Genomic DNA, 12,614 nt, shown 5'->3' on the forward strand with positions numbered 1-12,614 from the left:
TCAAGCTTTCCGGGTCATCTCGAGGTGCCAGCCCACGAAGCGCCGCTCGAGCGCCGTGAGCACCCCCAACAAGAGCCAGCCCACCACCGTGCAGAACACCGCCGCCAAAAAGACCCGCGCGGTGTTGCCCACGTAGCGCGAGTCGAGGATCATGAACCCCAAGCCCTGAAAGGCCCCGAACAGCTCGCCCACTATGGCCCCGTTCACCGCCGCCATGGCCGCGCCCTTGAGGCTGGTGAAGATGATGGGCAGCGCGAAGGGCAGCTTCAGGTAGCGCACCCGCTGCACGAAGCTCGCGCTGTAGGAGGTGAGCAGCTCCTCCTTGGTCGCGTCGGTGGAGACCATCCCCTTGTGCACGAAGTAGACCAGCGCGAAGAAGGCGTACAGCGCCGCGATCGCCACCTTCGAGCCGATGCCGCCCACCCCTAGCCACACCACCACCAGGCTGGCCAGCGCCACGAAGGGGATGGAGTTGAGCGTGGAGACGGCGCGGAAGATGAAGTCCTCGAGCCACTCCGGCAGCACGATCAAGAGCAGCGCCGCCAGGTGCGCGACCAGGGCGCCCAGCAGGAAGCCCAGCACGATCTCCTGCGTGGTGATCCAGGCGTGCGCGAGCACCAGCGCCGGGGTCTTGAGGAACTCTTCGAGGATGCGCGAGGGCCCGGGCAGGAGGAAGGGCGAGTTGTACAGCCGCGCCCCTACTTCCCACAGGCTCAGGGCCACCACAGCGAACACCAGCCAGCGCACGCTCTCGTTCTTCCACAGCGGGGGAGCGTTGCGGGGGGGATGTACAGCCCTGGCCATGCCTCACCTCAGGAACCGGATCGCCTCGCCCTGCACGTAGGAGACCTCGGGCCGGGTCTCGGCCACCACCTTGCCGCGCTTGAGCACGTAGCGGCGCATGGGCAGGGTGCGGATGGCGTCGTCCTCGGTGGGAACCGGCCAGACCACCAGGTCGGCGGGGTTGCCTACCGCTACGGCGTGCCCCTCCAGGCCCTCCCCGCCCCGCACCAGCCGGCCCTGCCAGATGGCAGCGGGACGAGAGGTGAGCATGGGGAAAAGCTGCTCGCGGTCCTCGCGCCCCGACATTAGCCCCAAGTGCAGCAGTACGAAGGCGGTGTGCAGGGGGTCGCCCTTGCCCATGGGGTACCAGGGATCCATCACCGAGTCGTGCCCGGCGGCCACGTTAACCCCGGCGGCCAGCAGCTCCTTGACCCGCGTGAGGCCGCGCCGGATGGGGTAGTGGTCGAAGCGCCCCTGCAGCACGGCGTTGTCAGGCGGGTTACCGATAATGTGCAGCCCGGCCCGACGCACGTTACCGATTAACTTGTCGGCGTAGGCGTTGTTGTAGGAGTGCATGGCGGTGGTGTGTGAGGCCGCCACCCGGCCCGACAGCCTCAGGCGCAGCGTCTCGGCGGCCATGGTCTCGAGGAAACGCGATTGGTCGTCATCGGTCTCGTCGCAGTGGATGTCGACAGGCAAGCCGGTCTCGTGGGCCAGAGAGAGCGCGAATTTCACGCTCTGCACGCCGTACTCGCGGGTGATCTCGTAGTGGGGAATCCCCCCGATCACGTCGGCACCGGTCTCCACCGCTTTTCTGACTAGCTCATCACCCCCCTCGAAGGAGAACATCCCCAACTGCGGGAAGGCCACGATCTGGAGGTCGATGAGCCCGGCCACCTCGGCCTTGATCTCGAGCAGGGCCTTGAGCGCGGTGAGGCTGGGGTCGCACACGTCGACGTGAGTGCGGATGTGGGTGACGCCGTGGGCCACGAACCACGGCAGCGCCTTGAGCACCCGCGCGCGCACGTCCTCGCGGCTGAGCCGCTTGACCCGCTCAGCCCAGATGGCGATGCCCTCCCACAGCGAGCCCGAGCGGTTGGGCCGGGGGTCGCCCTCGGTGAGGATGGCGTCGAGGTGGATGTGGATCTCGTAGAAGCTGGGGCTCACCAGGTTGCCCTCCGCCGAGATTTCCTCGCCCCCGAGCAACCTTGGTTCGATGGCAGCGATACACCCGCCCTCGAGGCCGATGTCCACCAGCCCTTCGCGTCCGGTGAGGCGTGCGTCCTTGATAACCAGATCCATATATTTTCCCTACTCCTGCACCTCGTATCCGTGCCCCTTGCGCAGGGCCTCGCGCACCTGTGTGGCGATCTCGAAGAAGCGGGTGGTCTCGCGGGTCTCGAAGCTGCGCGGCTGGGGGAGGTCCACGGGGATGACGGTCTCGATCTTGCCGGGGCGCGGGGTCATGACCACGATGCGCGTGGAGAGGAACACCGCCTCGGGGATGGAGTGGGTGACGAAGATGACGGTCTTGCCGGTCTCGCGCCACAGCCGTAAGAGCTCGAGGTTGAGGTTCTCCCGCGTGATCTCGTCGAGCGCGCCAAAGGGCTCGTCCATGAACAGGAGTTGTGGATCGAAGGCCAAGGCCCGGGCGATGGAGACGCGCTGCTGCATCCCCCCCGAGAGTTGCCAGGGGTAGTGCCTGGTAAACTTTTTCAGTCCCACCAGCGCCAGCATCCGCTCGGCTCTGGCTTTGCGCTCCCCAGCCGGAAAGTTCATCACCTCAAGGGGCAGCATGACGTTAGAAAGCACCGTGCGCCACTCCATCAGGGTGGGTGCCTGAAAAACATAGCCGTAGGCCCGGCTCTTGCGCGCCTCCTCCGGGTTTTTCCCACCGATTAGGATAGTTCCCGAGGTGGGCTTGATGAGGTCGGCCAGCAGGCGCAGCAGGGTGGTCTTGCCACAGCCCGAGGGTCCAATCAGGCTGATGAACTCACCCTGGGCGATCTCGAGGTTAGCGTCTTTAAGAGCGACCGTGCCGGTCTGAAAGATCATCGAGACCTGTTGTACCGACACAATAGGACTGACCTCAGGGTTGGTGCCGGACAGATGGATGTTCGGGGTGTTGGATGGCATCATGGTCATCTCTATTGGTGTTTGTGGCCCGTCAGCGCGGCGGTTACGCCGAGTCCGATGTAGATACCTCCGGTTACCAGCCGCTGCCCCAGGGCAAAGCGAGGCTCTATGCTTTTGCGGCGAAGCCAGCCCCCCAGCGTGCTGGACAAGAGCGCATAGCCCCCATCGCTGAAGGTGGCCAGGGTAATAAAAACCAGGCCCAGTAGCAAGAATTGCAGCGAGACCGCCCCCCTGGCTGGATCCACAAACTGTGGCAAAAAGGCAAAGAAGAAAAGGGCAGTTTTAGGGTTGAGGGCGTTCACCACGAAGCCCTGCAGAAAAATGCGCCGCAGGGGCTGGCGATCCAGAGCACCGAGTTCGATAGGCTCCCTGGAAAGCCAGGTCCGCAGGCCCAGGTAAGCCAGATAGGCCGCGCCTGCATACTTAACCACGTTATAAGCCAGTGCGCTGGAAAGCAAAATGGCCGAAAGACCCAGCGTGGCCATCAGCACGTGCACCATGCCGCCGCACTGGATACCCAGCACGCTGGCCACCCCCGCCGCGCGGCCCTGCGAGGCGCTGCGGGTGACGATGTATAGCACCGCAGGCCCAGGAATCAGAAGCAGCGCCAGGCTGGCCAGGGCAAACACCAGCAGTTGATCGGGGGGTATCAGCATTCAGACCTCTTCTCAGATGGGGATTCTACTGTACCACGCATAAATATACAATCTACTCACCACCGCTTAGGACCACGTCGTGCGATCACGATTATCAGACCGCCGACCACCACAAACAGCGCCCAGGCGGAGCTACCCCCCAGCACCAGAAGCACCCCAATCGAAAGGCATATTCCCCCCAGGAAGTTGAGCACCTGCTTCGGTTTCATCAAAAGTACATGGGCTCGCGTCGCAGGAGCTTGCCCCTTCCCTTCTCCCCTACAAACTGCCCCTCGCGCACCGCGACCTTGCCCCGCACCGTGACCACACTGGGCCTGCCGTCTATCTCGAAGCCTTCAAAGCCGTTGTAATCGTTGTTCACGCTCTGGGTGGCAACCGAAATTTTGCCCCGGTATTGGGGGTCATAAACGACCAGGTCGGCGTCGGACCCAACTGCAATGGTGCCCTTTCGCGGGAACAAACCAAAGAGCTTAGCCGCCCTGGTGCTGGCCGCGTCCACAAAGCGGTGGATATCGAGGTGGCCCCGGCTCACCCCATAGGTGTAGAGCAGGTTCACCCGGTCTTCGATGGCCGGGATGCCATTGGGAATCGAAGTAAAAGCATCCTTGCCGAGCAGCTTCTGTGAAGTGTCGAAGGGGCAGTGGTCGGTGCCTACAGTATCGATAAAACCCTGAGCCAGCGCGTCCCACAGGGCTTTTTGGTTGCGCTTTTCGCGCAGGGGGGGCGACATGATGTACTTCATGGCCTCTACCCCACCCCGCTCGGCGTAGGTCTTGTCGAGCAGGAAATGCGGGATCACCGACTCGATGTAAATGGGTACGCCCCGCGATTTGGCCGCCATCGCTGCATCCAGCGCCCCTTTGCAGGAGAGGTGCACCACATATCCGGTAGCCCCGGTGTTCTCGAGGAAGGTCGCGAAGCGGTTAGTACCCTCGGCCTCGACCGACTCAGGGCGGCTGGGCTCGTGCCACTCGGGGCCGGTCTTGCCTTCGGACAGGAGTTTTTGTTGCAACTGGCCCACCAGCTCGGCATTTTCGCAGTGGGCGGTCACGATTACGCCCAGCTCTTTGGCCAGCCGCAAGATCTGGTACATCTCCCCGTCTTCCACACCAAAGAAGTTCTTATAGCTCAGGAAAATCTTGAAGCTGCTGATGCCGTCAGCCACAATCTCGCGGAGCTGGGCCTCGGTCTTGGGGTCAAACTTCGTGACCGCCATGTGGAAGGTGTAGTCACAATAGCTGTTCCCCTCGGCCTTGCTCTTCCAGAGGTGATAGCCTTCCAGGGCATCGTCGTTGCGGCTTGGGCAGCACATCTCAATGTAGGTGGTGGTGCCCCCCATCAGGGCCGCCCTGGAGCCCGTTTCGTGGGTGTCCTTGGCGAAAGTGGCCATAAAGGGCAGATAGATGTGAACGTGCGGGTCTATGAAGCCCGGAAACACATACTTGCCCGAGGCGTCAATCACCTCCGAACCGGGCGGGGCTTCCAGGTTCTGCCCAATACGCGTGATGGTCTCGCTTTCAGCGTAAATATCGGCTTTGTAGCGGCTGTCTGCGGTGATGATTTCGCCGTTTTTGATGAGCAGTCCCATATCAACCCCCTTTTGTGAGTCGGTACTCTAATCCCGGTAGTTCGTTTTCCATTGGGCGTGCACAACTCTCGTTTTCGCTCTGATCACTTCCATATGGATCAGCGATTTCCCATACAACGAGCTTATCTTGCGAGATACTATTTTTTAAGCATTTAGCTACGTGCTTATCCAAAGCCACTAAGTAGTCAAAAGATGTCAGATCCACTGAGTCGAGGCCTCGAGGTTGGTGGCCACTGGCATCAATCCCAAACAAGTCCGCCAGAGTGCAAACGGCGTTGTGGGTGCCTGCCCAATAGCCAGGCTTCAACCCAGCCGACTCAAAGTGGGCATCCTTTATATTTTGCCTGGCAATGTATTCAGCCATCATGCTACGGCAGGTATTACCTTAACAAGCAAACAGAACCGTGGGCTCTTGTGTAAGCCGTCCACCTGCTCCCAGATATAGAAAGCGCTGTAAAGGGAGAAGGGGATCCGCATCTGTAGGTATCTCTCAGTGAATCTCAATCCCCACCTCTTCCCGGTACCGCTTCATGGCTTCCCAGTCCTCGGTCACCTCGGGGCGCTTCTCGCTGAGTTCACGCCAGGTGACGCTTGGACGGCCCGAGGGCACCTCTACCATCTCGATACAACCCTCCACCGGACAGACGTTGTGGCACAGGCGGCAACCCACGCAGTCTTCTTCGCGTACCACCGGCTGGGGGCGGGTGCTCACCGCTTCGTGCTTGCCGTTGCTCCACACGTCGTAGCGGTAAGGTGGCACCACCTGGCCACTCGCGTCTACCAGATCAATGCACTGATGGGCGGTGTCGTTGCAGGCCACGTAGCAAAGATTGCACTGGATGCACTTGTCAGGATTGATGCGGGCCACGGCGCGGAAGGAGAGGTCGAAGTCGTTGAAGTCGGAGATGTGGTGCAGGCTCTTGCCCACCACGTCATTTATGGTCTTGAAGCCCTTGGCGTCCATCCAGGCATTCAGGCCGTCCGTAAGGTCTTCGATGATGCGGAAGCCATAGTGCATCACGGCGGTGCAGACCTGCAGGCTGGTCGCACCCAGCAACAAAAACTCGGCGGCGTCCCTCCAGGTCGAGATGCCCCCCATACCCGAGATGGGCACCCCCGCCTTTCGCACCACCTCGTCCACCCCCAAAGAGGAAAGCATGTTCAGGGCAATGGGCTTGACCGCCGGGCCGGCATAGCCGCCGTGGCCACCTTTGCCGCCAATATTAGGGGTGATTTGGAAGGTATCCAGATCCACCCCTACGATGGAGTTGATGGTATTGATGAGCGAAAGCCCGTTGGCCCCCGCCGCCAAAGCAGCCCGCGCCGGCGGCACCACCGAGGCCACATTGGGGGTCAGTTTCACAATGACCGGAATTTTGGCCACCTCGGTGACCCAGGAGGTAATCATCTGACAATACGAAGGTACCTGACCGACCGCACTGCCCATCCCCCGCTCGCTCATGCCGTGGGGGCAGCCGTAATTAAGCTCGATGCCGTCAGCTCCGGTATCTTCGATGCGCATCACGATATCGCGCCAGACTTCAGGCTTGGACTCAACCATGGCGGAGACAATGACCGCACGGTCGGGCCAGTTGCGCTTCACATCCCGGATCTCCTTCAAGTTGACCTCGAGCGGCCGGTCGGAAATCAGCTCCACGTTGTTGATGGCCAGCATCTTCTGGCTCCCGTAGTGCCAGGCTCCATAGCGGTTCGAGACGTTCAGTACCGGCGCCCCGATGGTCTTCCAGACAGCTCCGCCCCAGCCGTGCTCAAAGGCCCGGTGGATCTGTGCACCCGAGTTGGTGGGGGGCGCTGAGGCCAGCCAGAAGGGGTTGGGGGACTTGATACCGGCAAAGTTGATGCTAAGGTCGGCCATTAACTGCTCCTTTCATTGGGGTTGAAAGCGAAAACTCACCTTACAAAAAGGCCTCTTTGTCCAATCAATCATCGGCGGCTGCGCCCATCCCGGCCATCAGGTTGCGGTGAATCGCAAACGCCGCCAGTTTGCCGTCCTGCACTGCCATCACGGTAGAGGCCGAGCCCTTGGCCCGGATGCAGTCGCCACCGGCGTAAACGCCGGGCAGGCTGGTCTCGTAATCCTGGTTGACCTTGATGAAGCCCTTGTCGGTCTCGAGGCCCAGCAGCCCAGCCACCACTGGTTTCTCCTGTCCAATGGCCTTCACCACCTGATCGCAGGGCAACACGAACTCCGACCCAGGCACGGGCTCGGGGGCGGGCCGGCCCGAGGCGTCGGGGGCCCCCAGGGCCATCCGCACGCACTTCAAGCCCACCACCTGGCCGTTTTCCACCAGCACCTCCACGGGCTGGGTCAGGAAGCGGAACTCCACCCCTTCGTTTTTCACAAAGCTGTACTCGAAGTCGTAGGCCGTCATCTCACGCTCGGTACGGCGGTAGACCATCGTGACCCGCTCGGCCCCCAGGCGCTTGGCAATGGTGGCGCAGTCCACGGCGGTATTACCCGCCCCAATCACCACCACCTGATGCCCTACCTTGAGGCTTTCGGGATTCATCTTGGAGGTCTCGATATACTGCAGGCCGTCCAGGATGTACTCCTCTCCGGGAATTCCCATCCTGGGCACGGCCCCCAGGCCCACGCTCAGGAACACCGCATCAAAGCCCCGCTTTACCTCATCCCAGGAAAGGTTTCGGCCCAGCTCCATCTGAGTCTTGATCTCCACGCCCAGCCGCCGCACCATATCGGCCTCGGCCTGGGCCACCTCTACCGGCTCACGCAGTACGATGATGCCGTAGGTTGAGAGCCCGTTGGGAAGTTCGCGCTTCTCAAAAACCGTGACGCTGTGTCCCAGCTTGGCCAGCTCGCCGGCGCAGGTCAGGCCCGCGGGCCCCGCCCCGATCACCGCGACCTTCTTGCCTGTGGGGGGGCCTGGCTTGAACACGTCAATCCCGCGCTCATACACGAAATCGGTTGCGTAGCGCTGCAAGCGCCCAATGGCGATGGGTTTGTGCTCGGCCCCGAGCACACAGGCCCCCTCACACAACTCCTGCACGGGGCAGACCCGCGCGCAGGTGGCCCCCATCAGGTTGGACTCCAGAATTGTGCGGGCCGAACCCACCACGTTCCCGGTCGCAATTTTTTTGATGAACTTGGGAATGTCAATGTGGGTGGGACAGGCATGGGTGCAGGGCGCGTCGTAGCAGTAGAGGCAGCGGTTGGCTTCAACCAGCGCCTCGTGGTCGGTCAGGGGCGGGTAGTATTCAGATAGCACTTCCTCTGGCTTGATGATCTGCACGCTTCCTCCTTTATTTGGACTGGTGTCTTCTCTCCACACAAAAGAACAAAAACCCTCTCGGTGATTGATCACTAAGACGGTTCGTGCCCTCACGGGAGCCGATTTAACCCAGCAGATTTGTTCTAACAGGAATATACGAGCCAGGTTAGAACGTTGTCAAGCACACTTTCTCCTGCTTAGGTGGCCCGGCTAAATGCAATACCGTGAATGTATTTCTAAATAAGCCTTGCTCGAGGTTTACAGATAGTGTAAATAGTTAAACAAACCCACCCCATTATGTCTTGACTTAACTATACATATGTTATATACATACTCCATGGCACTGAAACGAACCACGCCCAATAAAAAAGATGTCAGCGACTTGCTGATGGATATTGTTACCGGCGCAATTGCGGCCCTGTTGCTGGTGGTTTTTGCCCTGATGGTGCCCACCATCTAATACGAGATTCGGTTATTTCGCGCCATCCGGCGCCGAACTAACCCGACCGAAGGGAGTGCTCTAGGATTCAAAAAGATAGCCTCTGGTGGTCTTTGGTTTGGATGATTATCTTTTTGAATCCGGTATAAGCCCGCCAGCAAATGCCGCCTCGAAGGCAGATTGACTGTTTGGCCCCGCATCAAAGTTCATCATGCCGTAGAATTTTGATGTGTATGAGACCTTGGAAGGCTCTGTTTTGCAAGCCCGAATCGCCAGCATTCATGGAGCGGTTTTCTACGATGTGGTGTTGCAAACGGGCGACACCGTCCGTCGGTTGCGTTTTCAGGATACATTTTTGAACCCTGCCCCTGAGGCTGGCGAGTATTTACAAATTGAACTCATTTTGGGGAACGTGAGCAACGTGCAACGAATCCCGGCTCCATGACGGTCTGTCGGGATGGTCAAGCGTGGTTTACTTTCGAGAACCAGATAAATAAACCTTGAGTAAGATACACTCAAGTAGCCTAAGTGTAAGATTTGACCCTATCCATGTCCCACCACCCTATAAAATCAAGTATATATATCGCTCCCATCCCGCCGAGAGAGCGACGAACCCCAGGCGGAACTCAGGAGATAGATACCTTATGCGCTTAGAACTGCCGGTCATTCCACTGCGAAATACCGTGATTTTGCCGCATACCACCACCCCGGTGGATGTGGGCCGCGCCAAAAGCAAGCGTGCGGTCGAAGAAGCCATGGGTGCCGACCGGCTCATCTTCCTGGTCGCACAGCGTGACCCGGAAGTGGACGATCCTACCCCGGATGACCTGTATGAATGGGGGGTGCAGGCCGTGGTGAAGCAAGCCATGCGCCTGCCCGATGGTACTTTGCAGGTCATGGTCGAGGCCCGCGCCAGAGCCAAAGTCGCAGAATACATCGCGGGGCCATTCCTGCGGGCCCGGGGCGAAGTGTACTCCGAGGTTTTCCCCGCCGACGAGACCGTGACCCGTGTGCTGGTAGAAGAACTCAAGGACGCTTTCGATAAATATGTGACCAACCACAAGTCGCTAAGGCTCGATCGCTATCAGCTCGAGGCCGTGAAGGGCACCACCGACCCGGCCATGCTGGCCGATACCGTCACCTACCACTCGACCTGGACGGTGGCCGAGAAGCAGGAGATTCTCGAGCTAACCGATATAGAAGCCCGGCTCAAGAAAGTGCTGGAATTCCTCAGTCGGGATCTGGAGCGCTTTGAGCTGGACAAGAAGGTCGCCCAACGGGTCAAGGAGCAGATGGACACCAACCAGCGCGAGTACTACCTGCGCGAGCAGATGAAAGCCATCCAAAAAGAACTGGGTGGTGGCGAAGACGGGCTGAGTGACCTGGACGCGCTGCGTAAAAAGATTGAAGAAGTGGGAATGCCCGAGGCGGTCAAGACCAAAGCCCTCAAAGAGCTTGACCGTCTGGAGCGCATGCAGCAGGGTAGCCCCGAGGCCACCGTGGCCCGCACCTACCTGGACTGGCTGACCGACGTACCCTGGACCAAAGCCGACCCCGAGGTGCTGGACATTGCCCACACCCGCCAGATTCTCGACGAGGATCACTTCGGCCTTAAGGATGTCAAGGAGCGCATCCTGGAATACCTGGCAGTGCGGCAGATGACGGCCCACCTGGACGTGCGCAACAAGGCCCCCATCCTGGTACTGGTAGGGCCGCCGGGGGTGGGCAAGACCTCGCTGGGGCGCAGCATCGCCCGGAGCATGAACCGCAAGTTCCACCGCATCTCGCTGGGTGGGGTGCGCGACGAAGCCGAAATCCGGGGGCACCGCCGCACCTACATTGGGGCCATGCCGGGCAAACTTATCCACGCCATGAAGCAGGTGGGGGTGGTGAACCCAGTGATTCTGCTGGACGAGATTGACAAGATGAGCTCAGACTGGCGCGGCGACCCCGCCAGTGCCATGCTGGAAGTGCTCGACCCCGAGCAAAACAACACCTTTACCGACCACTACCTGGACGTGCCCTACGACCTTTCCAAGGTCTTCTTTATCACCACCGCTAACACCCTACAAACCATCCCTCGGCCCCTACTGGATCGGATGGAGATTATCGAGATTCCGGGCTACACCAACCTCGAGAAAGCCTCCATCGCCCGCCAGTACCTCTGGCCCAAACAGGTCAAGGAAGCCGGTATGGAAGGCAAGATTGAAGTGACCGATGCCGCTATCATGCGGGTTATTAACGAATACACCCGCGAGGCGGGGGTGCGGGGCCTCGAGCGCGAGATGGGCAAGATTGCCCGCAAGGGCGCCAAGTTCTGGCTCGAGGGCAGCTGGGAAGGCGTGCGCACGGTGGACGCGCCCGACGTACCCACTTACCTGGGCATCCCCCGTTTCCGCATCGACAAAGCCGAGACCGAGCCCCAGGTCGGCACCGCCCAGGGCCTAGCCTGGACGCCGGTGGGCGGCACCCTGCTCACCATTGAGGTGGCTGCGGTTCCGGGCACCGGCAAACTCTCGCTGACCGGCCAACTGGGCGAGGTCATGAAAGAGTCGGCCCAGGCGGCCCTCACCTACCTGCGGGCGCACACCCAGACTTACGGCCTGCCCGAGGACTTTCACAACAAGGTAGATCTGCACGTTCACGTTCCCGATGGCGCCACCCCCAAGGACGGTCCCAGCGCGGGTATCACCATGACCACCGCCATCGCCAGCGCCCTCAGCCGCCGCCCGGCCCGCATGGACATCGCCATGACCGGCGAGGTCAGCCTGCGCGGCAAGGTGATGCCCATTGGTGGGGTGAAGGAAAAACTGCTGGCAGCCCACCAGGCCGGCATCCACAAGATCGTGCTACCCAAGGACAATGAACCCCAGCTCGAGGATCTGCCCAAGGAAGTGCTGGAAGGGCTGGACATCAAGCTGGTAGATGACGTAAGTCAGGTACTGGATTATCTGCTGCTGCCCGAGCCCGCCATGCCCCCTGTGGTGCAACCCAGCGACAACCGCCAGCAGCCCGGCGCCGGCGCGTAGCCCCCCGGCCTCGAACAAATCAACCCCCAGGCCCCCACTACGGGGGGCTTTCCCATTCAAGCTGCTTATCGCACCCTTCATAGACGTTGCCGCCCGCGAAAACGAGAATGCGTCTGCGCCCAGAAGCATGTTTTCGAGTTTCCGGGTGGCAACTGTTCTGTCTGGGACAAAGGACTTCTAACCCTGGGAGGCTCGATCTTTGTGAAGAGCGCTCTATACCGGATTCAAAAAGACAACCTCTGGGGTGTTGGGTTTTGTAAAGTGTCTATTTGAATCCTGGAGCACACCCCTCCCTATCGGTTGGTGAAGAAAACGTCTCCGTTTCCAAGGGGCGGTATCGCCCTCCGCTATGCGGATAACTTCGATCGGGTTGATTCGCTACCGTTCGGCAACAAATCAGCCCAACCTGGCATAAAGATTTCTACCAGTCCCAATCAGGGCTCCAAAGCCTTCCAGAAACGCTCTTGCAGTTTTAAGTCGGTCGCCAAAGCATTCCCCTGTTTGAGCCGCACCCGGGGCCGCCCTTGTAGGCCCCGCTCGCCCAACGCATGTGCTACCTCTTCCAAGGCCTTTCCCAAGTCGCGTGTGGGCCGGTGAAAAACCTCGCGCCGCAACTTTCCCAACGCGTCAAAATGCTCCACCTGCACTACCGCTCGGCCTTGCTCGAGCCACACCAAAACTTGATCCAGTCTGGGTTGCACAGTTCAAAATACTGGCACAGCTTGACCCTTA

At 60.3% G+C, this 12,614-nt stretch carries 12 protein-coding genes and 1 pseudogene; 3 read left to right on the forward strand and 10 right to left on the reverse strand.

The window, feature by feature from the left end; all coding sequences use genetic code 11:
- The 9 genes and pseudogenes from Q0X23_RS15280 to Q0X23_RS15315 all read right to left on the reverse strand — a co-directional run bounded on the left by Q0X23_RS15280 (nucleotide 1) and on the right by Q0X23_RS15315 (nucleotide 8,435).
- On the reverse strand, nucleotides 1-804 hold the full coding sequence (locus tag Q0X23_RS15280; RefSeq protein ID WP_297861064.1) for an ABC transporter permease: 804 nt from the start codon (nucleotides 802-804) through the stop codon (nucleotides 1-3).
- 3 nt (nucleotides 805-807) lie between these two features.
- Entirely contained in the window at nucleotides 808-2,085 is a 1,278-nt protein-coding gene (locus tag Q0X23_RS15285; protein ID WP_297861065.1) for a cytosine deaminase, read from the reverse strand.
- 9 nt (nucleotides 2,086-2,094) lie between these two features.
- Nucleotides 2,095-2,922, reverse strand: a complete 828-nt coding sequence (locus Q0X23_RS15290; RefSeq protein ID WP_297861066.1) for an ABC transporter ATP-binding protein — start codon at nucleotides 2,920-2,922, stop codon at nucleotides 2,095-2,097.
- An 8-nt stretch (nucleotides 2,923-2,930) separates the two neighbouring features.
- Nucleotides 2,931-3,575: a LysE family translocator gene (locus Q0X23_RS15295; RefSeq protein WP_297861067.1), complete on the reverse strand. Its 645-nt coding sequence runs from the start codon at nucleotides 3,573-3,575 to the stop codon at nucleotides 2,931-2,933.
- 56 nt (nucleotides 3,576-3,631) lie between these two features.
- Nucleotides 3,632-3,784 (reverse strand): hypothetical protein, encoded by a 153-nt coding sequence (locus Q0X23_RS15300; protein ID WP_297861068.1) that lies wholly within the window; start codon nucleotides 3,782-3,784, stop codon nucleotides 3,632-3,634.
- A complete protein-coding gene (gene hydA, locus Q0X23_RS15305) occupies nucleotides 3,784-5,163 on the reverse strand; it encodes a dihydropyrimidinase (RefSeq protein WP_297861069.1) in 1,380 nt (459 codons plus the stop codon). Before hydA ends, Q0X23_RS15300 begins: the two co-directional genes overlap by 1 nt.
- Before the next feature lies 1 nt (nucleotide 5,164).
- Nucleotides 5,165-5,536, reverse strand: a pseudogene (locus Q0X23_RS16190) (low molecular weight phosphatase family protein); the annotation flags it as partial.
- Nucleotides 5,537-5,653: 117 nt separating this feature from the next.
- Nucleotides 5,654-7,039, reverse strand: a complete 1,386-nt coding sequence (preA, locus tag Q0X23_RS15310; RefSeq protein ID WP_297861070.1) for an NAD-dependent dihydropyrimidine dehydrogenase subunit PreA — start codon at nucleotides 7,037-7,039, stop codon at nucleotides 5,654-5,656.
- Nucleotides 7,040-7,103: 64 nt separating this feature from the next.
- Entirely contained in the window at nucleotides 7,104-8,435 is a 1,332-nt protein-coding gene (locus Q0X23_RS15315; protein WP_297861071.1) for an NAD(P)-dependent oxidoreductase, read from the reverse strand.
- A 316-nt stretch (nucleotides 8,436-8,751) separates the two neighbouring features.
- Between Q0X23_RS15315 and Q0X23_RS15320 the strand changes: the two genes are divergently transcribed.
- The 3 genes from Q0X23_RS15320 to lon all read left to right on the forward strand — a co-directional run bounded on the left by Q0X23_RS15320 (nucleotide 8,752) and on the right by lon (nucleotide 11,882).
- The gene (locus Q0X23_RS15320) at nucleotides 8,752-8,874 is read left to right on the forward strand and encodes a hypothetical protein (RefSeq protein WP_297861072.1); all 123 of its coding nucleotides are present in this window, start codon (nucleotides 8,752-8,754) and stop codon (nucleotides 8,872-8,874) included.
- Nucleotides 8,875-9,082: 208 nt separating this feature from the next.
- Nucleotides 9,083-9,298 (forward strand): hypothetical protein, encoded by a 216-nt coding sequence (locus tag Q0X23_RS15325; RefSeq protein ID WP_297861073.1) that lies wholly within the window; start codon nucleotides 9,083-9,085, stop codon nucleotides 9,296-9,298.
- A 199-nt stretch (nucleotides 9,299-9,497) separates the two neighbouring features.
- Nucleotides 9,498-11,882, forward strand: a complete 2,385-nt coding sequence (gene lon, locus Q0X23_RS15330; RefSeq protein WP_297861074.1) for an endopeptidase La — start codon at nucleotides 9,498-9,500, stop codon at nucleotides 11,880-11,882.
- 434 nt (nucleotides 11,883-12,316) lie between these two features.
- Here the strand turns inward: lon and Q0X23_RS15335 are convergent, their stop codons facing one another.
- A complete protein-coding gene (locus Q0X23_RS15335; RefSeq protein ID WP_297861075.1) occupies nucleotides 12,317-12,583 on the reverse strand; it encodes a hypothetical protein in 267 nt (88 codons plus the stop codon).
- Nucleotides 12,584-12,614: the final 31 nt, after the last annotated feature.

It is taken from the genome of Meiothermus sp. (assembly GCF_026004115.1).
Lineage (GTDB): Bacteria > Deinococcota > Deinococci > Deinococcales > Thermaceae > Meiothermus.